The 21548-nt window shown below is 62.7% G+C and carries 15 protein-coding genes, 4 tRNA genes and 1 riboswitch; of the genes, 4 read left to right on the forward strand and 15 right to left on the reverse strand.

All coding sequences use genetic code 11. The features are described from left to right. Nucleotides 1–661 precede the first annotated feature (661 nt). The gene (locus tag QME84_03050; protein ID MDI6873249.1) at nucleotides 662–1327 is read left to right on the forward strand and encodes a hypothetical protein; all 666 of its coding nucleotides are present in this window, start codon (nucleotides 662–664) and stop codon (nucleotides 1325–1327) included. 760 nt (nucleotides 1328–2087) lie between these two features. On the opposite strand, the gene QME84_03055 is transcribed toward QME84_03050, so the two are convergent. From QME84_03055 to QME84_03065, 3 genes are all read right to left on the reverse strand, one after another. Next, nucleotides 2088–2163, reverse strand: a tRNA-Phe gene (locus QME84_03055). Nucleotides 2164–2213: 50 nt separating this feature from the next. Next, nucleotides 2214–2291 (reverse strand) — tRNA-Asp (locus QME84_03060). A gap of 87 nt (nucleotides 2292–2378) precedes the next feature. Beyond that, nucleotides 2379–2454, reverse strand: a tRNA-Glu gene (locus QME84_03065). A 489-nt stretch (nucleotides 2455–2943) separates the two neighbouring features. On the opposite strand from QME84_03065, the gene QME84_03070 reads away from it, so the two are divergent. Continuing rightward, nucleotides 2944–5070, forward strand: coding sequence for a HEAT repeat domain-containing protein (locus tag QME84_03070; GenBank protein ID MDI6873250.1), 2127 nt, complete (start codon nucleotides 2944–2946; stop codon nucleotides 5068–5070). A gap of 36 nt (nucleotides 5071–5106) precedes the next feature. Beyond that, nucleotides 5107–6546: an HD-GYP domain-containing protein gene (locus QME84_03075; GenBank protein ID MDI6873251.1), complete on the forward strand. Its 1440-nt coding sequence runs from the start codon at nucleotides 5107–5109 to the stop codon at nucleotides 6544–6546. A 17-nt stretch (nucleotides 6547–6563) separates the two neighbouring features. On the opposite strand, the gene QME84_03080 is transcribed toward QME84_03075, so the two are convergent. Together QME84_03080 and QME84_03085 are read right to left on the reverse strand one after the other, a co-directional pair. Further along, nucleotides 6564–8048, reverse strand: coding sequence for an MFS transporter (locus QME84_03080; protein ID MDI6873252.1), 1485 nt, complete (start codon nucleotides 8046–8048; stop codon nucleotides 6564–6566). Between the two features lie 230 nt (nucleotides 8049–8278). Continuing rightward, on the reverse strand, nucleotides 8279–9667 hold the full coding sequence (locus tag QME84_03085; GenBank protein MDI6873253.1) for a CoA-binding protein: 1389 nt from the start codon (nucleotides 9665–9667) through the stop codon (nucleotides 8279–8281). A gap of 289 nt (nucleotides 9668–9956) precedes the next feature. Here QME84_03085 and QME84_03090 point away from each other — a divergent pair. After that, a tRNA-Lys gene (locus QME84_03090) sits at nucleotides 9957–10032 on the forward strand. Nucleotides 10033–10322: 290 nt separating this feature from the next. Here the strand turns inward: QME84_03090 and QME84_03095 are convergent. From QME84_03095 to QME84_03140, 10 genes are all read right to left on the reverse strand, one after another. After that, nucleotides 10323–11858, reverse strand: coding sequence for a cobyric acid synthase (locus QME84_03095; protein MDI6873254.1), 1536 nt, complete (start codon nucleotides 11856–11858; stop codon nucleotides 10323–10325). Between the two features lie 29 nt (nucleotides 11859–11887). After that, entirely contained in the window at nucleotides 11888–13171 is a 1284-nt protein-coding gene (locus tag QME84_03100; GenBank protein MDI6873255.1) for an ABC transporter ATP-binding protein, read from the reverse strand. Between the two features lie 47 nt (nucleotides 13172–13218). Beyond that, complete coding sequence (locus tag QME84_03105; GenBank protein ID MDI6873256.1) at nucleotides 13219–14292, reverse strand: iron ABC transporter permease; 1074 nt, start codon at nucleotides 14290–14292, stop codon at nucleotides 13219–13221. A 164-nt stretch (nucleotides 14293–14456) separates the two neighbouring features. Beyond that, a complete protein-coding gene (locus QME84_03110) occupies nucleotides 14457–15380 on the reverse strand; it encodes a cobalamin-binding protein (GenBank protein MDI6873257.1) in 924 nt (307 codons plus the stop codon). A 117-nt stretch (nucleotides 15381–15497) separates the two neighbouring features. Next, entirely contained in the window at nucleotides 15498–16589 is a 1092-nt protein-coding gene (gene cobD, locus QME84_03115; protein MDI6873258.1) for a threonine-phosphate decarboxylase CobD, read from the reverse strand. A 143-nt stretch (nucleotides 16590–16732) separates the two neighbouring features. After that, on the reverse strand, nucleotides 16733–17770 hold the full coding sequence (gene cbiB, locus QME84_03120) for an adenosylcobinamide-phosphate synthase CbiB (GenBank protein ID MDI6873259.1): 1038 nt from the start codon (nucleotides 17768–17770) through the stop codon (nucleotides 16733–16735). Between the two features lies 1 nt (nucleotide 17771). Then, the gene (cobS, locus tag QME84_03125) at nucleotides 17772–18638 is read right to left on the reverse strand and encodes an adenosylcobinamide-GDP ribazoletransferase (protein ID MDI6873260.1); all 867 of its coding nucleotides are present in this window, start codon (nucleotides 18636–18638) and stop codon (nucleotides 17772–17774) included. Between the two features lie 70 nt (nucleotides 18639–18708). Beyond that, nucleotides 18709–19761, reverse strand: coding sequence for a nicotinate-nucleotide--dimethylbenzimidazole phosphoribosyltransferase (gene cobT / locus QME84_03130; protein MDI6873261.1), 1053 nt, complete (start codon nucleotides 19759–19761; stop codon nucleotides 18709–18711). A gap of 46 nt (nucleotides 19762–19807) precedes the next feature. Further along, on the reverse strand, nucleotides 19808–20401 hold the full coding sequence (gene cobU / locus QME84_03135) for a bifunctional adenosylcobinamide kinase/adenosylcobinamide-phosphate guanylyltransferase (protein MDI6873262.1): 594 nt from the start codon (nucleotides 20399–20401) through the stop codon (nucleotides 19808–19810). A 107-nt stretch (nucleotides 20402–20508) separates the two neighbouring features. Next, a riboswitch (cobalamin riboswitch) is annotated at nucleotides 20509–20691 on the reverse strand. A 386-nt stretch (nucleotides 20692–21077) separates the two neighbouring features. After that, complete coding sequence (locus tag QME84_03140) at nucleotides 21078–21515, reverse strand: hypothetical protein (protein MDI6873263.1); 438 nt, start codon at nucleotides 21513–21515, stop codon at nucleotides 21078–21080. Nucleotides 21516–21548 lie beyond the last annotated feature (33 nt).

Consider the following 21548-nt stretch of genomic DNA (forward strand, 5'->3'; position numbering starts at 1 on the left):
TTGCTCTCCATAATGTCTATGGATTTGGTGACACAATTTCGTATACGCTACCGCCATATTTCTCGAAAGAAGCGGAGCAATGCAGCAAGCTTATCTTAGTACCTTTAAGGAGGTGGCTGACACTTACAATGTTTACATTGTAGGTGGGTCCATTGCAATGCGGGAGGTTCACGGAAACGGAAACCTTATAGCAGATAACAACACTTGTTATAATCTTTCCTACTTTTCGGGCCCGACGGGGAGGTTCTTGGTTGGCAGAAGAAAGTACATTTGACTCCCCAAGAGCAATATCAGGATGAAGAAGGAAATTACGGGTTGGATCTGAACCCCGGCACTATTGAAGAATTGAAAGTTTTTTTCCACGCCTTTTGGCAATGTGTCGGTCGCTATCTGCTATGATGCTTTCTTCCAGGATGAGGGCGATGTTGTTCAAACGCTGGCTGCTAGAGGCGGAGGCATACTGGTGCAACCGTCGGCTAATCCACATGAATGGAATGCGTGGCAGCAGGAAGACTGGTTAAACGGTTGCTGGAAAGCTACAAGAGAGCAAAATGGCTTGAATTGGTTTGTGAATCCGATGATGGTTGGGCCATTAAAGGAGATGGTATTTGAAGGTCAGTCGTCCATAGGGCTGAATGCGGCCATGGGGTCGGGCACACCGATGAACTATATGGATCTGGACCCGATCGATGGATTCCTGGCCATAGCGGCAACAAAGGATCAGCCTGAAATTTTAGTACAGACCATTTCCCCAACAAACACCTACACCGTATCCGTGACGGTCAACCCCCAGGGTGGAGGAACAGTAGAGGGAGCGGGAACTTATTTCCATGGAGAACAGGTGACCTTGAGGGCCATCCCCGCCGCGGGCTACCGCTTCCTAAGCTGGAAGGAAGGGGGATCCGAGGTCTCGAGGGACAACCCCCTGACCTTCACCGCGGAAAGGGACCGCGACCTGGTGGCGGAATTCGAAGTGGAAGCGCAACCCTCCAAAACCTTCTACTTCGCCGAGGGCTACACCGGAAGGGATGTCTTCGAGGAGTACCTGACCATCATGAACCCCAACTCCTCCCCGGCCCAGGTGACCATAACCTACATGTTCCGGGACGGGAGCACCCAGGAGCAGAGGATCACCGTGGGCCCCACCACCAGGGACACGGTGATGGTCAACTCCGTGGTGGGGATGGACAGGGAGGTCTCCATGAAGGTCTCCTCCGACCTCCCCATCGTGGCCGAGCGCCCCATGTACTTCAACTACAAGGGAAGGTGGACCGGGGGACACGTGGCCGTGGGAGCTGGCTGGGCTTCTTTGGACAGGATTTCCTGATGCTTAGGTGGTAGAACCGCTCATTACACAGCCACCTGCATCTCCGAAAGCGTATCCCAGCAGACCTCGTCCGGCGCCCCGTAGTCTACCTCTTCTCCGACGCAATCTACGAATCGCTCCGGGTCCAGGCGGGCTTGGAGGAGGGCATCCCGGTCTCCTGGGCCATACTTTCCTGCGGCTCAAAGGTCCTCCTATCCATGATCCTGGGAAACAAGAAGTCCTGTGAGGACTGGCTCTCTCACTTTCGGGACATGGTCTCCCGCGGGCTCAAGCCGCCCGGCCGTGACCGGAGGCGGAGCCCCCGGCCCGATCAAGGCTGTGGAGACCACATGATTCGGAGGGCAAGCGCATCCGCTGCCTCCTGCACAAGATGAGAAACGCCTTGGATAAGGTCCCTGAGGAGGAAAGGCCCGCCCCGAAGAGCCGGCTGGAGACGGTGCGCGATGCCCCCGACCAAAAGACCGGCTTGCCACTGGCCTTGAAGGTAAAGGAGCTGTTCAAGCGGGATTACCCCTCAGCGGTAGAGTGCCTCATGGATGCCTGGAGTCCTCCCTCTCCCACCTCGAGTCTCCCAACGTGCACCGCAAACACATCCGCACCACCAAGTGCGGTGGAGCGGAGCTTTTTGGAAGAGCGCCGCCGGGCCAAGGCGATCCCGCTTCCGGTCCGAGAGGGAATGCTTAAAGCTGGTCTTTGCCAGTTCATAACTTCGAAATGGAAGACCAGGCCGGGAAACATGCCCTCTGACCTGGTCTTTTACTGGTGGCGAGAGGCGGAATCGAACCGCCGACGCCAGGATTTTCAGTCCTGCGCTCTACCAACTGAGCTATCTCGCCACATACCCAAACTCCCTTCGGGACACCTCGGTCCTCCACGGAGTATATTTTGGCGGAACCGACGGGATTTGAACCCGCGATCTCCGGCTTGACAGGCCGGCGTGTTAACCTGACTACACCACGGCTCCGCGAAAAATCCGGGACGGGCACCCTTGCCTCGAGGCCCATCCCCTTCAATAGTATCTCAAGTCGTCCTCGCGGACAACGATCCATGCTGGTGCCCCCAGCGGAATTCGAATCCGCGTCACCGCCTTGAAAGGGCGATATCCTAGGCCGCTAGACGATGGGGGCACGCCAAACCTTCCTCTATCCTCTAACGGCTCCGGCTATATCTCCGAATATATTATAAGCTATCCTTCTCCTCCTCGGATCATAAAAATTTAAGCATCAAACCCCCTCTCTCTTCAATCCCGAATCGACCTTTTTAGGGACGATTCGTGCGGCAACCTCGAACAAGATGGTCCATCCAGTCTTTCTATTCCGTCCCCAGCACGCTTCCCCGCTTTTTCTCGCGAGCCCTTAACCGAACGGGCGGGTCCTGTCGATAGATATCTACGGGAGGAGCGGCGGCTTCTTCGGTGCCTCTCCGCAAGACGAGAATCGGTGATTTCGCTGGTCGGGCATCTCATCGCCTTCCCGGGGGGGAGGCAAGCCCGGCTGCGCATCCCGGCTCCGAGAAACCGCAGGTGGTGGAGGCGACCGAATGGAGAGGCTAGACGGTGAGGCGTGATGCGAAACCACGATGAACTTAACCTTCAACCTCTACATGATCTCGGCGCAATGGAGGAAACTGGGGGAAAACGCAGCCAAGAGCAGACCGCCCTGGACATCCTCACCCGCCTGGCCATCGCCTGCAAATCACGGCTCCTCTACTCACCCGACCATCCAGCCGTCAAGGATGCCGTCACCGTCCTCCACGCGGTGACCGAGGACAGCCTCAGGATACACCCCGAGATAGCCGTGCGGGTGGAAAAGGACCGCTTCACCTGCAACGGCATTCCCCTGGGCGAGGAAAGGGAGAGCCTGCGCCGGCTGGCCTCCCGCATAAGAGCCCTCAACATTCGGGCACTGGTCTTCGCCTCCGGCGTCAACCTCAAGGAGGTGGAGGCGCTGGTGGAACTGGCGGTCTCGTCCCCCGAGGACATAGAAAAGCAAGGCGGCGCGGAGGCCTTCCTCCTGGGCCGCGGAATGCACGGCATAAGGGTGGTGGAGAGCGAAGCCGGAAAGGCCGACGAGGAGGCCGACCTTCGCGATGGCGGCCAGGAAGCCCAAGCCCAAGTGGAAGAGGAGGTGGAAACCGCCGCCGCGGAGGATGAGCTCGAGCGGCTGCTGGACCTCCTCTTCGACCCCGAGAGACTGGCCCTAGCCCTGGCCCACTTGCGGGACCCCGATGGAAAGCCCCTGGAGGGCGAGGCCCTGGCCGCGGCCATGTACGACTTCCTGAAGAACGCGTGGGAGATTGTGCAAAGGCGTGCCCCGGAGAGGATTCCGGCCCTCCCCCGGTCCTTCGCCGAGGCCCTTCTCTTCTTGGAAAACGATCTGCGAAACCCGCTCCTCCTGCGCCACATCCTTCCCGGGATGCGCGAGGGGCCGCCGGGGAAGGAGATCCTCGGTCGCTTGAACCCCCAGGAGGCTTCGGGGGTCTTCAGCCACCTGCTCCCCCTGGCCCCCCAGCTCATTCCCAAGATGGACGAGCTCTTCACGGTCATCGGCTTCCGGGACCGGGACCTCGAGGAAGCCCTGACCCTGTTGAGGGAAAGGTTGATAGACCTCGGCGAAGTGCCCCTTCCCCTGCTCTCCGCCCTGGATGCCATCCTCGCGTCCCGGGGGATAAGACCGCCCGCGACCAGCCTGCCCACCGCCGACGAGATATCCTCGCTCTCCGAGTACTATGGGGAAAGCGAGCTGGAGGAGATCCGCGACATAGCGGAGATGGACATCGAGCTGGAGACCTACCTCTCCTCAACCCCCATGCTTTTAGATCTCCTCCAGCGGGGGGAGGAGCTGGACAACCTAGGCAAGGTGGTGAACCTTCTGGTGGAAAACTTCTGGGGGCTGGTGACCTCCGCCCGCTTTTCCCTCGCCGCCTCGATCCTCGAAGCCTTCGAGCGAGCCCTGCACAGCGGAAATCCCGCCCTACTCGCCCACCGAGAACAGCTCGAGGGCCTGCTGGAAGAGGCCTCCCGGAAGGGGATTCTGCAGCGCATCATCCAAATGGCCAGCGAACGCCGCGGGGATCGGGAAACGGTGGAGGGGTTCAAGGCCTTCATGAGACGGCTGGGGGACGGTGGGCTACTGGCCATGATAGACGCCCTGGGCTCCGAGGAGAATATGTCGGTGCGCAAGTTCATCATCGACACCCTGGCCGACCTGGCCCGGGATCGGGTCTCTCTCCTGGGTTCCTTCCTTGACGATCCCCGGTGGTACCTGGTGCGCAACATCGTTACCGTGATGGCCGGCATCCGCTCGCCCTTCACCCTCCCCTACCTGGAACGGGCCATGGCCCATCCCCATCCCAGGGTGAGGTCGGAGGCGGTCCGGGCCATCGGGCTCACCGGCGGATACGAGGCGGAGAGCCTGCTCATCAAGGGACTTGCCCACCCGGACAAGAAGGTGCGCGTCTTCTGCATCCGCTGGCTGGGGCGGCTCGAGGTCACCAGGGCGGTGCCCCGGCTCGAGGCCATGCTGGAGGAAAGGGAGCCGGGAGCCGAGGAGTCCACCGTGAAGAAGGAGATCCTGGAGAGCCTGGGGAAGATCGGGGATCCTTCCACCTACGAGCTGCTCCGGAAGTATGCAGGGCGCCAGCGGGGGCTTTTCAGGTCGGAATGGCAGGAACTGGCAACCACGGCCCGGGAGGCGCTGCAGCAGCTGGTGGACAAGTACCCCCACCTGGCGCGCAAGTGGTGAGGCCGGCAAGGCATGCATCGGAGGCGAGGAGAGGATATGTATACGAGGCCACAGATCCGCGAGGACGACAGGAAGCGCGAGGCCCTCGACTACTTCCGTTCCAAGGGGCTCCTGGAGAGGGTCCGCGATGTGCTCAGGGATCTCTCGGCCGCCAAGAAGAACCTGCTCCTTTACCCTCCCCAGCACGAAATATGCCTGGATTCCATATCCCGCTTCATGCATTCCTTTCGTGAATACCTCCGGCACGGGGAGAGCCTCTCGCTGCGCATCGTGGGCGAGGAGTTCTTCTTCGAGGACAGGCTGCTGGCCCGGGAGAGCGTACTCTACTACCCGCTCCTCCAGGAGCTGCGCTCCAAGGGGGTGGGAGGGTTGAACCTCCTGGCGGGACTGGAGGCCAGGGAGCTCCTCGATTTCCTGAGCCTCCTTAACCTGGGGGAGGAGGAGATCGCCTCCCGGGGCGGACTGGCCAGGCTCTTGCAAGAACGCGGTATATCCCACGTCATCCTCGACCCCCCGGGGACCTGGGAGGAAAAGGCCTCCCGGCTGAGGGAAACGGCGTCGGCCCGCGAAGAATACTTCGCGGCAGTGGACGTCATCCGTGAGCTCTCGGAGCAGGTGCTGCACGACCGCCGTCTCTCGGTGAGCAAGGTCAACCGAGTAGTCGGGATGTTGCTCAACCGGGTGGGCGAAAACCGCTCCGCGGTTCTGGGGCTGGCCACCCTCAAGAGCTACGACGAGTACACAACCTTCCACTCCGTGAACGTGCTCATCCTCTCCCTGGCCCTGGGCTCCATGCTCCCCCTGGACCGCAACGCGCTGATGATCCTGGGGACAGGCGCCCTCCTGCACGATCTGGGAAAAGTTACCATTTCGAAGAGTATCCTGGGGAAGAGGGGGCCCCTCACCGCCGCGGAATGGGAGGAGATGAAACGGCATCCGGTGCGCGGAGCGGACATCCTCCTCGCCCAGCCCGGGGTGCATCCACTGTCGGTCCTGGTGGCCTATGAACATCACGCCCGTTACGACCTCACCGGCTACCCGCGGCTGAACGGCGTGGAAAAGCCCAGTCTCTTTTCCCGCATCGTGCAGCTGGTGGACGTCTACGACGCCATGACCACCGTGCGCCCCTACCAGGACGCGCGCACCCCCGACCACGCCATCCGGGTGCTGGTCAGGGAGAAGGGAGCCACCTTCGATCCGCTGCTGGTGAAGGTCTTCGTGGACATGATGGGCCTCTATCCCGTGGGTACCTTGGTGCGCCTCCATACCGGCGAACTGGGAGTGGTTTACGAGCAGGTGGAGGGCGAACCCACCTCTCCCCGGGTTAAGGTCATCCGCGACCCCGAGGGCCGGGAGGTGGAGCCGTACCTGGTCGAGGTGACCAGGCTGAGGGAAAGGGCCGCTCCCGGCGAGGAGGTCATCTCCTCGGCCAGGCCCGAGCAGGAGGGACTCGATCCCCTGGACTACCTGGACTGACCTCCCTCCGCGGGGTTCTATCCCAGGTATCTCCCCTCCTCCGCCACCATCTTCCTCACTCGGGAGAAGAGCAGGGTGGATAGAAGCACGCAGGCCAAGGCCATGGCCCAGGCTCCCAGGTAACTGCCGCTGCGGTCAAAGATGAAGCCGGTAAGCACCGGCCCGAAGGCGCCGCCCAAAGCCCCTCCGGTGGTCACCGCCCCGAAGATGGCCCCCATATTCGCCTTCCCGAAGACCTCGGCGCAGACGGCGGGGATAACCGGCCCGTAAGCGGCAAACCCGAAGCCGAAGACGGCGGCGAAGACCATGAGCACCCACACCTGGCCGACCAGGAAGAGGAGGAGGATGCTGCCGGTGAGGATGAAGCAGGCGGGATAGAGAGCGTTCTTCTTCTCCCGGGTGCGATCGGAGAGGCGGCCAAAAAATATGCGGCCCAGGATGGAGGTGGCCCCGTAAAGGAAGACCGACCACTCCGCCCAGTTCCGGGAGATGCCCCGGTCGGTCACGTAGGGGACCTGGTGGACCATGATGCCGTAAAGGGAGACGACGATGAGCACGAATCCCATAAAGAGGTACCAGAAGGAAGCGGTCCGCAAGGCCTCGCGCAGGGTGAGCCCTCCGAAATTTCCCTCCTCTCCGTTTCCCGCCTCTCGAATTTCACTACCGGTACCCTCCTCGGGAACTCCTTCTTCCCGGATAGCGCTCCCGCAAATCCCTCCCGTTGACCCGACACCGTTCCTCGTACCCGGAACGGTACCTTCCGGGTCTCGGCGCTCGCCTCCTTCCTTCCCCGCCCCAAGGGACTCACCTGGCACGTTCTCCGTCCATCCTCCGGCGCCGGCGCAAGCTTCCGCCGGTATCTCCTCGGGCTCCTCCCCTCCCCCGGCCCCGCGGCGGAGAAACAGGAGGGCCGGGATGGTGAGGGCCAGGGCCACGTATCCCAAAAACTGGAATGAAACCCGCCAGTCCCAACGCGCCTGTATCAGCCCGGTGAGACGGGGAAGGATCATGGTGCCGAATCCGATCCCCATGGTGGCCACCCCCAGGGCCAGGCCCAGGCGGCGCCGGAACCACATGGCCACCGAAGTGTTGGAGGGCACCAGCCCTATTCCGTTCCCTCCCACACCGAAGACGATGCCGAAGAAGAACACCAGCGCCCACAGGCTGTTGGCCCGCGAGCATAACCACAGTCCGATTCCGGCGAGGAAGGCGCCGCCGACCATGACCCAGCGGGGGCCGAAGCGGTCGACGAGCCTCCCGGTGACCGGGGCCAGGAAGGCATAGACCAGGACGGAGACGGTGAAGGGGAGGGAAGCGGCCGCGCGCCCTATGTCCAGATCGCGTGAAAAGCCCTTGATGAGCACGGTCTGGGTGCCGCGCACGCCGTAGTTCACGAACATGGCCAGGAAGGCCACGGCGACTACCACCCAGCCGTAATAGACCCTGCTGCGGCCCCGCCGTTTTCCGTCCTTGGATGACCGCCTGTGCATTCCGTGCCTCATCTATGAAAACTCCATGCCCCACCGCCAATCGTCCTGAACAATGACATCACGGCTCCCTGTCCTGCGATCCACAATCCACGGGAGGCGTTGGGGCCCCGTTCTCACATCTATTTAGCGTCCGCTTCTCTCTATCCGGAACCTTCCCGGAGTCCCGCGATCAGGCCCTCAGGAAAGCCAGGCGGCCTGGAGATACCATCCCCACCAAAGCGAGCCCGGCACGGCTGCAAACCTCAGCGCCCCTTTTCCTCGCGCTGAAGCGAGTAGTCCCGCAAGACGGCGGCGGCGTTCACGGCCTCCTCGGCGTCGTCGAAGATGGGGAAGTCCACCGTGTAGCGCGCCCTTATCCTCACCTCGCTGGGAGCCATGAGGCTGAAGACGATGGGTTTCCCGTGCTTCCGCACCAGCTCGGCGAGGTCGGGGATGATGTTCCTCCTGAGGCTCTGGATGCCCCCGGTGGAGACCTCCTCGGAGGAGAAGCGGGCGATGAGCAACATGATTATCCCGTCGATGAAGTCCTGCTCCAGCAGCCGGTCGATTATGTACACGCGGGCGTCGGCATCGTGCACGTCGCCCAGGTCCACGGGGTTAGAGATGTTTATCACCCCGGCCCGCAGCCGGGACTGGATGTCCTCCACTAGCGAGGGCGGAAGGGGAGGGAAGACGAAGCCGCGCCGCGCGCACTGGTCGCTGGCCAGGACCAGTATCCCGCCGGTGGGAGAGACCAGGGCTACCCGGTTGCCGCGCAGGGGCGGGAGGGAGAACACCTTGGTATACCCGGCGAGCTCGGCCAGGCTGCGCACCCGGATGATGCCTGCCTGGTGGAAGGCACCCTCCAGCACGGCGTCGTCGTTGGCCAGGGCAGCGGTGTGCGATTGGGCGCTCTGTCGGGCCAGGGGCTCCACGTTGGCCTTGTACACCAGGATGGGCTTGTCTATCTCCCGGGCCGCCTGGAGGAACTCCCGGCCGCGCTGCACGTCCTCCAGGTACATGCAGATCACCCTGGTATCGGCGTCCTTCCCCAGGTAGCGGAGGAAGTCCACCTCGTCCAGGTCGGTCTTGTTGCCCATGGACACGAACTTGGCGAAGCCGGTGTTCTGGTCCTTGAGCCGGGCCAGGAAATCCAGCCCTATCCCCCCGCTCTGGGCTACGATGCTCACCCCGCCCCGCGGGAGGTCCGGGGGCACGGGCACGAAGGGAAGGCACAGCCCGGTGTGGGCGTTGATCACCGTGAGGCAGTTGGGCCCCACGAAGCGGATGCCGTGCCGCCGCGCCGCCTCCACCAGGCGGTCGCGGTGGCTGACCCCGTCCCCTCCGAATTCCTCGAAGCCCCCCGAAGGGATGGCCACGCGGGTGATCCCCTTGCGGCCGCACTCCTCTACCACCTCCGGGACCGCCTTGGCGGGGATGATGAGCACGGCCAGGTCCACGGCTTCCGGCAGCTCGGAGACCGAGGTGTACAAACGATGCCCCAGGGCCTCTCCTCCCTTGGGGTTGACGCAGTAGATGCGGCCCTGGTAATTCCAGTCGATGAGGTTCTGGAGGATGTATCTCCCGAGGTTGTTGGGCCTGTCCGATACTCCGACGACGGCAATGCTTCGTGCTTCGAATATCCTCTCCATGTTGAGGCCATTATACCAAACAGACTTGGGGTCACCTATGAGAATCGGTGTCCAGCCAACTTCTAACAGGCCCGCTCCTCAAAAGGAAACCTCCGCTGAGGACCAGAATCAGTCCCTTTCCCTGCCCGGGGAGAGCATGGTTCGCCTGCTCCGCTCCATTCAACCCCTGACCCTTAGCCGATGCCTTCCGGAACGCCCCTCTTACCTTTCCAGGCTACCGGCATGAAGGGTATTTCACCCCTCCCACTCCCCCTACCTAACCCAACTGCCATCGATATATAATGACGTTGGGCCGCTAGCTCAGTTGGCAGAGCACCGGACTTTTAATCCGGGTGTCCTGGGTTCGATTCCCAGGCGGCTCACCAGCATAAGACCAGGTCGGAGGGCATGTTTTCCGGCCTGGTTTTTTCTCTTTCCGGGCGCAAGCGATTTCTGCACCAGAAATACGCCGGGAACTTGAGCCGCGATTTGCGTTTCCGCAGGTTATCGTGGCACCTTTTTCTCTTCGGCAGCCGGGGATAACCTTAACTCCACTGGATACTACCGCCTCCAGGGATTTAGATGCCCGGTTAAGGGCGTCCCAGTAGGGTGCTATAAATATCCATGGTTGCTCAAGAGAATCCTGTGCATTTATCGAACCATGAAACGTCATCAGTCACGGGTTATGCAATGACCTCTCTCCTAGCCCGAGCAGGGAATACACGGCCTCCATGTCCAGTGTGGAGCTGACGATGTCCGCCAGTCGATCCAGGCTCTGCTCCCTCAAGGATTCCCACTCCTCTGCCATGCCCACGGTACTCAGCCCCTTCCTGCGTCGGAGGCTGCCCAAAAAATTCTCTCTCAAGCGGCGATTTTCGAAAATTCCGTGCAGGTAACATCCGAAGACGGGGAGTTCCTCGTGCAACGCCCCGTCCTCGATACGTACCTCCATCCCGTCCCGTTCCACGATAAGGAGGGGCGCTTCGCCTTCCACCCGGGAAATTCCCATGTGAATCTCGTAACCGCTCAGGGGAGGATGGGAGGGGTCCATCCCCAGCCAGGGGATCTTCCTCCTGGCCACCGCCTTCACCAGGTGGGTGCTTTTCTCGGAAGCCATGACCGTGTCCACCGGCAACATCCCCAGGCCCTCCACCCTTCCCGGACCAAATTCCACCCCCGCGGGATCCTCGATGCTTCTTCCCAGTATCTGGTAACCAGCGCATATGCCGATCAGCGGAATACCGCTGGCTGCGAGACGCATCACGGCGGCGGCGAGTCCGCTCCTTCTCAGGAAAGCGAGGTCCGAGGCCGTGCTCTTGCTTCCGGGCAGGAAAATGGCGTCCGGTACTCCCAGGTGGCGTGGATTCCTAACGTAGCGGACCTTCACCCCCGGTTCCCTTTCCAGGGGTTGGAAATCGGTGGCGTTGGATATATATGGGAAGTGGATAACCGCCAGGTCCAGGTGATCGTCGAGGATCGTGTCGCTTCTCGGCTCCTTTCCCGCTTCCAGGTTCACCGTATCCTCCTCCTCGAGGCCCAGGTCCCGGATGTAAGGGATGACGCCCAGAACGGGTTTTCCCGTTTTCCTCTCCAGGAAGTCCAGCCCGTCAGCCAGAAGTTCCTTCGCGCCGCGGAACTTGTTGATGACCAACCCGGCCACCAATTCCCGCTCCCACGGCTCCAGGAGCTCCATGGTCCCCACCAGGGAGGCGAAAACGCCCCCGCGATCGATATCCCCTACCAGGAGTACGGGGGCCTCCGCCTCCTTGGCCATGCGCATGTTGGCGATGTCCCGCTCCTTGAGATTTATTTCCGCCGGGCTGCCCGCCCCTTCCAGGACCACGATCTGGTAAGCGGAACGCAACCTTCGCAGTGCCGCCAAGGCGTGAGGCAGCAGGTCCAACTTGATCCGATGGTAATCCCCCGCCTCCAGGTGACCTTCCACTTTTCCGTTGAGGATGATTTGCGCTCCCTTCTCGGAGGTCGGCTTGAGAAGGATGGGGTTCATGTCCGTGTGCGGCCGGATCCCCGCCGCCTGCGCCTGCAGTACCTGCGCCCTCCCCATCTCGCCTCCCTCCGCGGTAACGAAGGAATTGAGGGACATGTTCTGGGACTTGAAGGGTGCCACCCGCCAACCGTCCCGGGCGAAAATGCGGCACAGGGCGGCCACCAGAACGCTCTTCCCGGCATGGGACGAGGTGCCCTGGACCATGAGGCAACGCCCCAGCGCTTTGTCCCCGCTCAACCCCCCTCCTTTCCCGCCTGCCGAAAGGCCTTCACCGCGGCGAGCAGGGATTCCCTGTCGCCCACCTCGACAGCGCCTTCTTCCACCAAGCGACGATAGATCCCGACCGCCGCTCCCCGGGTATGGTCCCTCTCCTCAACAGGTCGAGCCGAGAGGAGGAAAACCTTCTTTCCCCACCTCAGGGCCTGCAATGCCGCCTCCAGATTGACCAGGTTTCCCGGTCCCACGTGCAGATTGGTCACTACCACCGCATCGACTTCCCGGATTACCTCCAGGTTGGACCTGTGCGCCTCCTCCGAGATACGGGAAAAGGGTGCCTCGGTTATCATCCTCAGACCCAGGGCTCTTCCCACCTCCTCATCGCCGTCCCCCAGGTTGAGGACCCCCGCGGTCACGCGGCATCCCGCCTCCAAAAGGTCCCGCATGAGGGAGGCGCCGCTCGCCCCCCCGCAGATCAGATGCACCCGCAGACCGGCCAGGCCGCCGGACCCGTCTACGGGGGGGAGGAATATGACATGCGGCCTTTCGGTTACCGCGTGGCGGGTGACGATGGCCTCCACCCCGAAGACCTCCCGGAGAATGGGGGGAGTGAGGACTTCGCCGGGGGTTCCCCGTGCGAACTCCCTCCCCTTGTGGATAACGATCAACCGTCGGCAATATTGAGAGGCCAAGTTGATATCATGCATCACCATGATCACCGCCAACCCCTGATCGCACATTTCGGACAGCATGCGCAAAAGCGACAGCTGGTGGTTGATATCCAAGTGCTGGGTGGGCTCATCCAGGAGGAGGAGGCCGGTGTCCTGGGCCAGGGCTTGGGCGATGATCACCCTCTGGCGCTCTCCTCCCGAAAGCTCGGTAATCGTCCGATCGGCCAGGTGCCACACGTTGACCTTCTCCATGGCCCGCCGGGCCGCCTCCAAGTCGCGGGGACCGGCTCCCTGCAACCGCCCGAGGTGAGGATTTCTCCCCATGAGCACCACTTCCAGGGCGGTGAAGTCGAAGGTCACCTGCGATTCCTGGGGAACCATGGCCAGTTCCCTCGCCGCTTCCTTGGCCGGCAGGGAGTATAGGTCCTCTCCCCCCAGGAGAACCACCCCCTCCCTAGGCCGCAGGGCCCGGGAAAGGGCCTTGAGAAAACTGGTCTTCCCTGAGCCGTTGGGTCCCAGGATGCCGATGAAGTCTCCCGAGCGCACCTCCAGGTTCAACCCGGCCACCACGTCTTCCCCGTCGTAGGAGGCATGGACGTTCCACGCCCGGAGGTCCTTCCGTTCCCTCAAGTCGATCTTCCTCCCCGCCCGACATCCGCCTTCTACCGATAAATCCCTCAACCAACGGATCGCCTCCCCCGCTTGAGCAGGTAGATGAAGAAGGGCGCCCCGAAAAAGGCGGTTACGATGCCCACCGGCAATTCGTTGGGAGCGATGACCGTACGGGCCAGGGTGTCGGCGAGCACCAGGAAAAGCCCTCCCCCGAGGAGGGATCCCGGGATGAGGTACCGATGGTCGGGGCCGGTGAGCAGGCGCACGATATGGGGGGTCATGAGCCCCACGAAGCCGATGATGCCCGAGACGGAGACCGCTGCCCCCACCATCAGCGAGGCTACAGTGATTATCGCCCACTTGAACCGCTCCACCTCCAGCCCCAGCTGCGCGGCGCGCTCCTCGCCCAGGAGGAGGAGATTGAGATCCTTGCCACAGACGACGCTCGCAGCGGAGCCCACCGCCACAAAGGGCAAGACCGCCAGGACCATGTCCCAATTTCCGGTACCCAGTCCCCCCATCAACCAGAAAAAGATGTTGTGCATGCGATCCTCGCTCATCACCATGAGCAAGGAGACTATGGAAGCCAGAAAGGAAGAGAGGGCGATACCCACCAGGAGCAGGGAGGAAACGGAAACCCTTCCCCCAGCCCTGGCGATGAAATACACCAGGAGGACGGCGCCGAGGGAACCGGCGAAGGCAAAGATGGGGACGGCGGTGAGTCCGCCCCACCCCACCCTGATCCCGAAGAAGAAGGCGATGGTCGCTCCCAGCGCCGCTCCCTGGGAGGAACCGATGATGCTCGGGTCGGCCATGGGATTTCGGAACAGCCCCTGGAATATGGCACCGGCCACCGCCAATCCCATCCCCACCAGCAAGGCGAGGAGAACGCGGGGTAAACGCACGGAGACGATGATGGTCTCCTCGGTGGGGGTCCAGGTGGCATCGACGAGGCGACCCAGGAAAGGCAGGCGAGAGAAGATTATCCTCGCCGAGGTGAGGATGGGAATATAGACGGCTCCCAGGGCGACGGCGGCCACCACCGCCGCCAGGAGGAGCAACCCCAGGGCGACGAGCACCGTGTTGCGACGGCGCCGCAGCGCCGCCAACCTCCGGGTAACCGCAACCGTCCCTTCCATATTACCCTTATCCCCTCAAGCTTCACGGCTCCCGCGCCGCGGTAAAGCCGGTTTCCCCGGGCGCGCCGCCGCGCGACCGCGCCCGGGGTTGCCTGGCTTCGGCGACCATCTCCGCTCGACAGCTGCGGAAACCCTGGCCGCCCAAGGGCTCTTCCCGCCGTTCATCAGGGAAACAACGCCCGGTGTATGGCCTCCAGGCCCTGAATGAGGCGCGGCCCGGTGCGGTAGACGAGGTCCTCGTCGATGACGTAGACTCTTCCTTCCCTCACCGCTTCCATGCGGTCCCAGCCAGGCCTCCTGGTGACGTCCCCGGGATTGGACATGGACCCGCTCCCCACCAGGTAGACCTGGGGATTCTCCGCCATGAGCCGCTCCACGCTGAACTCGTAATAATCGCTTGCCTCGACGTCCCCGATATTCTCACCCCCTGCCAGGGAAATGAGATCGGAGATGATGCTGCTCTTCCCGGCCGTCCACACGTTGTTCTCGTAGTATATCTCGTAGAAGACGCGGGGGCGCTTCTTGCCCTCGGCCTCCAACTCGCGCACCCGCTTTGCAACAGCCTCGGCCCTTTCTTCCATGTCCCGTGCTATCCCCTCCGCCTCTTCCACGGCGCCGGTGATCTCCCCGATCTTGCGGATGTCCTCCACCGTTTGTTCGAAGGTCATGGGGTTCACGGCGAAGACGGTGAGCCCTAATTCCTCCATGCGGCCCAGGATTTCCGCCTGGACGCCGCCCGTGGCCAACACCAGGTCGGGCTCCAATGAGAGGATGGCCTCCAGGTTGGGAGTGGTGAAGGTCCCGATCTTGGGCTTCTCCTTGGCCTCCTCGGGGTAATCGCAGTACTCAGTCACCCCGATCACCTTGTCCCCCAACCCGAGGGCGAAGAGGATCTCCGTGCACGAAGGGGCGATGGAGACGATGCTTTGCGGCACCTCCGCAATCTCGACTTCCCGACCGAGGTCGTCCACGAAGACGGTGGGCCGGGCCTCCTTTCCCTTCTCCGCGCTGCTCCCGCACCCGGCAACCAGGACGACGGCCAGCAGAGCACCGATCAAGACTACGGAAAGCGTGCTTTTTCTTCTCAACCGCGTTCCCTCCTCCTTTTTCTTTCCAATACTTACCTTCTCTTGCCAAAATATGGTTTCAGGGCGCCACGCGCGAGGGTCGACCACCTGGCCTGTAGCAGCTTTATACGACCACCTTCAAATAGACATCACCTCCCTCAAGGCGCGGAGAAGCTTTTTGTTTTCCCTCGGCCTGCGCACCGCCACCCGGATGAATCCCTCTCCCAGGCCGTGGAAGTTGAAGCAGGAGCGAACCAGGATCCCCCTCCTTCCCAGCTCGTCCACCAGCGCGGCGGCGTCCGGCCTTTCCTCCCTCAACCGCAGCAACAGGTAGTTGACACGGGATGGGTATACCTGGAAGATGCCAATCTTTCCCAAACCCGTGGCCAGCTCCTCCCTCCAGGCCCGCACCGATGTGCGGGTCCTCCGGAGGTAACCGTCATCCGCCAGGGAAGCGTGCGCCGCTGCGGCGGCCACCCGATTCACCCTCCAGGGGACACCGGTTTCCTCCATCTCCGCCACCAGCTCCCGTGTCCCCGCCAGCCAGCCGGGTCCGCGCAGGCCGGCCAGGGCGAAGAGCTTGGTGCAGGTGGAAATCACCGCCAAGCCCTCCTCGCCCGCCAGCGGCATCAACGTGGACTCCCCCCCTTCCTCCGCGGGACAGAAACCCATGAAGCTCTCGTCCACCACCAGGAGCCCTCCCTTCTCGCGGCAGACCTCCAGGACGGGGAGCAGTTCCTCGCGGTGATATAGCGCTCCCGTGGGACTCGCCGGATTACAGAAGAAAACCATATCCGACCGCGCGGCCGATCGAGCCAGGGCGTGCGTATCCAGGGCAAAACCGTCGCTCGGGGAAAGGAGAAAACGCTCCACCTCCGCGCCTGCCGCCCTCGCCGCCCTCTCGTACTCGGAGAAGGACGGGGAGACCACGGTTACCCGGCGGGGAGACCGGCAACGGACCAGGTGATAGATAAGCTCGGTGGATCCGTTACCCAGGGTGAGGCGGGAGGAACCGGTTCCCAGCCAGGAAGCGAGGCTCCGTTTCAGCGAATCGGCGCCAGGCTCGGGGTAAGAGGATACGCACTTCAGGGCCGACCGAGCCGCCTTCAGCGCCGAAGGGGCGGGGCCCAAGGGGTTCACGCTGGAGCTGAAATCGAGGAATTTCTCCGGGCGCATACCGTATCGCTTCGAGGCCCAGGCCAGGTCTCCTCCATGCTCCGGAAATGCCACCGCCCTCTCCTCGCCTTCTTCCGCCGCAGCGACCGTGCAAAGGTCCCCGGCATGGGTTCCCCCCAGCCGGTGCGGGACTGTCCCGCAGATCGCTTCCCAACTCCCCTCCCGGAGAGCTCGATTGAACGACATGTATTTCCGGATCAATGACCCGGCCGCCTGGTACGGCATATGCGACCTCCTGCCCTTGAGTTCCTCGAGAAATCCCGCTCCTCCCCGACTCTCTCCTTGTGCGACCGAAAATTTCTGCCGCCGGCAAAGAGGAGGGCCACGCCCAAGCCAAGTAGGGAAGCCGTATTGAGCAACCCGACCGCTTCCCGTACATGGCATGGTTCCGCCTCCCGGGTCCCCTCTCCGATCTCCGGAAGCTCGCGCACCCGTCCCCCGTACAGGCTGGCCCCGCCCAGCCGAAGCCCCAACGCCCCCGCGAAGGCGGCCTGGGCATGGGCGCTGTTGGGACTCTGGTGGCGCAGGCGGTCTCGGAGACCGATCAGGAGAGCTCTCCTCCCGTCGTGGCCGCGAAGGCGGGCGGCTGCGGCGACGAGGGGGATGGACAGCCTGGCCACTGGAAACACGGCCAGGTCGTCCAGGCGCGCCGAGCACCACCCCAGATTTCGATACCTCTCGTCCCGGTAACCGATCATGGAATCCAGGGTGGAGACGGCCTTAAAAGCCAAGGCCGCCGGCGCTCCTCCCCATACCGCCCAGAAAAGGGGGGCCAGGACGCCGTCGACGAGGTTCTCGGCCGTCGATTCCACCGCGGCCCGGCAGATACCGCCCCGGTCAAGAGGCCTTGTATCCCGTCCCACCAGGGAGGTCAGGCGCCGTCGGGCCTCGTCCAAGTCCCCCTTCTCCACCGCCTCCGCCACCCGCAGGGCGCTTTTTTCCAGGTCCTTCCTGGCCAGGCAAGCGTAGAGAAGCAGCGCTTCCGCCACCGCCCCGCCCGGGAGGGAGGTCAGTGCGCGGGCGCCGATCCAGGCTCCGCCGACCACGATCCCAACGAGTGCGCAGCCGGCATACCTCGCCTCCTCGCTCCCGCAATCCTCCGGGGCCATCTTCTCCTCTAGGAACCGGATACACCTGCCCAACAGGCGAACCGGATGAGGATATCCGGGAGGGTCTCCCCACAGCGCGTCCAGGAGATAAGCCGCGGCGATGGTGGCTACCGTCGTCTTTTTCATCCTATCCTCCCGGAAGGAGCAGGGGCACGCGGCTGGCCAAAAGCAGAAGGACGAAAGCCTCGCAGAGCATGCCCGTGGCGCCGATTACATCGCCGGTGATTCCCCCCAGGGAGCGGGAAAAATACCCTCCCAAGAGCTCCGCAAGGGCCAGGGTGTAAAGGATGAGCACCGGAATCAACATGGGAATGTTTACCAGCCAGGTGAAGGAAAAGACCAAGGCGGACAAAGTGAGAAAGGTGGAGATGAGAAAGTGGCGCGGCAGTGCCTTGCCCACCATGGCCGCCCCTGTCCCCTCGGCCCGGGCGTAGGGAAAACGCAGGCAGAGGTAGGACATCGACCATCGCCCCAGGACGGGAAAGGAGAAAAGCGCCGCCTGCCGCAACCCGCCGCTTGTACCGGAGGAAGCGGCGGGAAGGGCGTAGAGCACCGCCAGCTCCGCGAGGAGGAAGAGGATCAGGGCGGTCACCCCCAGGGCTCCCGCCCGGGAGTCCTTCATGATCCGCAGGCGCTCCTCCCGTGACCTCCTCCCCCAAAAGGCGTCGGCCGTATCCAAGAGACCGTCGTGATGCAGACCGCCGGTGAAAAGCGCGTAGGTCAGGAGCAGCAGGGCCGAGGTAAGAAAGGAAGGCTGGTGGGTAAAGGCTCGGCCGCTCGCCCAGTCCACGATCACCAGGAGGCCGCCCAGCGCTCCACCCACCAGGGGAAACCAGGCCACGGAAGAGGCCAGCCGGTCTTCGCTCCCCCTCCTCGCCGACGGTAGGGGAACGGCGGTCAAAAAGCGGAAGGCCTCGAGGCAGGAGCGAGGCAAAAGAAATTTTCCCGCCTCGTTGCAGCCAATTCCCTTAGCGGAATCACGCTTGTCCTCCATCATCGATTATCCCCCTCAGGTCGTGAGATCACCACCCCGCCCCTCTCGCTTCCGGGCCCTTCTTCCGCCCTCACTCCGGTCTGGAGACCCCCGCCTCCTCGAAGGTGGCCATCTCGGAGAGTATCTTCAACGCCGCATCCACGATGAGGAAGGCCAAGGCCGCTCCCGTCCCCTCCCCCAACCTCATATTGGCCCGGATGACGGGATGAAGCCCGAGTTTCTCCAGGATTACCGCGTGTCCCTTTTCCACCGAGAGGTGGGAGGCGATCATGAAATGAGCCGCCCGAGGCTGGAGGCCGGCGGCGATCAGGGCTCCCGCCCCGGAGATGAACCCGTCCACCAGTACCGGGCAACGGGCGGCAGCGGCGGCGAGCATAACTCCCGCAATGCCCGCGATCTCCAAGCCTCCCACCTTGGAGAGGACATCCAGGGGATCGGACGGATCGGGATCATTGACCTGCAGGGCCCTGCGCACCACCTCCACCTTGTGCTCCAGGGCGGCGTCGTCGATTCCCGTGCCCCGACCGGTGACCTCCCGCGGATCTAGCCCCGAAATGCACGCGGTGATGGCGCTGGCGGCGGTGGTGTTCCCGATGCCCATATCCCCGGCGGCGAGGAAGCGCGCGCCCTTCCTTATTTCCGTCTCCGCCACCTCCATCCCCACTTCCAGGGCGGCTACCGCTTCCTCCCTGGACATGGCGGGACCCTTAGCCATGTTGGATGTGCCAGGTCTCACCTTGCGGGAAACAAGCCCCGCTCCCTCCACCGCGGACTTGACCCCGACGTCCACCACCCTCACCTCGGCGCCGGCGTGCCGCGAGAGAACGTTGATGGCCGCGCCGCCGGACAGGAAATTCAACACCATCTGGGCGGTCACCTCGGGAGGATACAGGCTCACCCCTTCCTCGGTGACGCCGTGATCGGCGGCCATGACGATTACCACCTTGGGACCGGGGAGAGGGCGGGGGTCCCCGAAGATTCCGGCTAACCTCACCGAGATCTCCTCCAGGACCCCCAGGGACCCTCGCGGCTTGGTCAACCGGTCCTGCCTGGCTTGAGCTTCCCGCATGGCCTTCTCATCCAGTTCCGGAATCAGGCTGATGGTTCTGTTAAGTTTTTCCATAAATTACCTCCTCTATCTTCGCTTGCCCGGTGGATACGGGATTGGTTCACCCCTGCCGTCCCGCGTTTCCGTTTCCCGACCCTCCCTTCAGGCAGAGGGGCAATCCCGCCGCCACCAGGTAGACCTCGTCCGCCTCCTCCGCCAGTTTCTGGTTGATCCTGCCGGCCAGATCGCGGAAAAGGCGTCCCAAGCGGAAGGGAGGCACCAATCCCATCCCCACCTCGTTGGAGACCACGATCAATTCCCTGCATCGATGACGCAGCTCGTCCAACATGGACAGGGCTTCCTCCACCACCCTTTCCGCTTCCCGTTCCACCTTGTTCTCCGGCACCAGGCCCTCGCCTTCCCCCAGCCGGTCAAGTCCATGCGCGGCCATGAGGTTGGAAAGGTACACGGTGAGGCAATCGAAGATGACCACCCTGTCGTCGGCCGGAAAACGTTCCAGGCGGATGCCCCCCTGAAGCTCCAGGGTTTCCCACTCCTTGGGCCTGCTCAGGCGATGGCGACGGATGCGTTCCCGCATCTCCGCGTCCTTGGCCTCGGCGGTGGCGATAAAACAGACCTCGCCACCGGCCCCTGCGGCCAGGGAGTGGGCGAAGGCGCTTTTCCCGCTGCGCGCCCCGCCGATAACCAATACCATGCGGGCACTCAATGACCTTCTCCTCTCGCTCGAAAAAAAGCCCCGCTCTCCGACTTGAAGAGCGGGGCTTGATTCCCTACTCGCCAGGTTTCTCCCTGAAGCGGAGAGCTAACTGGCACCGTCCGGGCAGGTCTTCTGACTCCTGGATCTTCGCTCCGCCCCACCTTCCCGACTTGCGTCAGTGGTATAACGGGGCTTCGCTCCCCAGTCACAGCGGCGCTACCGTGCCGGATTTTCACCGGCTTCCCTATTAACCCCTCCGAAGTGGGACCCGGACAGCGTCGTTATTACTTTCAAGGTTCTTCCGGAAAGATATTATCATTGCAATTTCATCGAATCAATATACATCAAGCTTTCAGCAACCCCTCCCCGCGAGTAGCAAAGAAGGCCGACCGTTGTGCGGGTAACGCAAATTCCCATCCTCCCCTTAAACACGCAGGCGGGAAGGAGGCATTTCCCGCTCCGGTTTCGCATCACCTAAGCCGGGAAACGGCGATCTTAAGATGAGGCTCCTCGCTAAATTGTGTGAGTAATGTCACCTGATTGAAAGTGTAAAGCACATCCTCCCTATCCATACCCGTTCCCTCGCGTGAAGTGCACACGGTGTGGAGAAAGGATGGTCGAGGTCCCCTGGGCCCAGCCGGGAATGGACTTCACCCTGCTCTTCGATGTTTACCTAGTCCTTTTGCCCAGGAGATGCCGGCATCCGCCTGGAGATATCATCCCTATCCTCTACGGAAAAATATTCCTTAAAAAGAGCCCAGGCTATCCTTATCCTGACCACGCCGGGTGAGGGCTCCTCCCAGCTCCAGGAAGGATTTTCCAACCCACATCCGGCGGCCACCATTCCGGCCAGGATGGCGCCGTGGTAGCCGTTGCGGACGTCGATCCCTTCCGCAAGTTCATCCCTGGTGGGTCGGAGGTTCTCCGGTACTCCCACGCCCCGCAACACGAGGAAGGAGAGGTCCCCGAAGACCTGGGGGTGCTCTTCCTTCCGGCGCCGGTAGAATTCGTAGGTGGCTTGGGCCACTACCCGAGGTATCACCTCGCCCAGCTCGAACTCCAGCTCCCTCAGTCGGCGTCGAGGGCCCGCGTCCCCTGGACGAAGAACCACTCTCCGGTCCCCTACTCCACGATCCTACCGCTC

This window comes from Actinomycetota bacterium (assembly GCA_030019255.1).
Lineage (GTDB): Bacteria > Actinomycetota > Geothermincolia > Geothermincolales > RBG-13-55-18 > Solincola_A.

Coding starts and splice junctions, on each gene's coding strand:
- QME84_03050 (MDI6873249.1), top strand. CDS start 662: ATGAACTATATGGATCTGGACCCGATCGATGGATTCCTGGCCATAGCG.
- QME84_03070 (MDI6873250.1), top strand. CDS start 2,944: ATGGAGGAAACTGGGGGAAAACGCAGCCAAGAGCAGACCGCCCTGGAC.
- QME84_03075 (MDI6873251.1), top strand. CDS start 5,107: ATGTATACGAGGCCACAGATCCGCGAGGACGACAGGAAGCGCGAGGCC.
- QME84_03080 (MDI6873252.1), bottom strand. CDS start 8,048: ATGAGGCACGGAATGCACAGGCGGTCATCCAAGGACGGAAAACGGCGG.
- QME84_03085 (MDI6873253.1), bottom strand. CDS start 9,667: ATGGAGAGGATATTCGAAGCACGAAGCATTGCCGTCGTCGGAGTATCG.
- QME84_03095 (MDI6873254.1), bottom strand. CDS start 11,858: ATGGTCCAGGGCACCTCGTCCCATGCCGGGAAGAGCGTTCTGGTGGCC.
- QME84_03105 (MDI6873256.1), bottom strand. CDS start 14,292: ATGGAAGGGACGGTTGCGGTTACCCGGAGGTTGGCGGCGCTGCGGCGC.
- cbiB (MDI6873259.1), bottom strand. CDS start 17,770: ATGAAAAAGACGACGGTAGCCACCATCGCCGCGGCTTATCTCCTGGAC.
- cobS (MDI6873260.1), bottom strand. CDS start 18,638: ATGGAGGACAAGCGTGATTCCGCTAAGGGAATTGGCTGCAACGAGGCG.
- cobT (MDI6873261.1), bottom strand. CDS start 19,761: ATGGAAAAACTTAACAGAACCATCAGCCTGATTCCGGAACTGGATGAG.
- cobU (MDI6873262.1), bottom strand. CDS start 20,401: ATGGTATTGGTTATCGGCGGGGCGCGCAGCGGGAAAAGCGCCTTCGCC.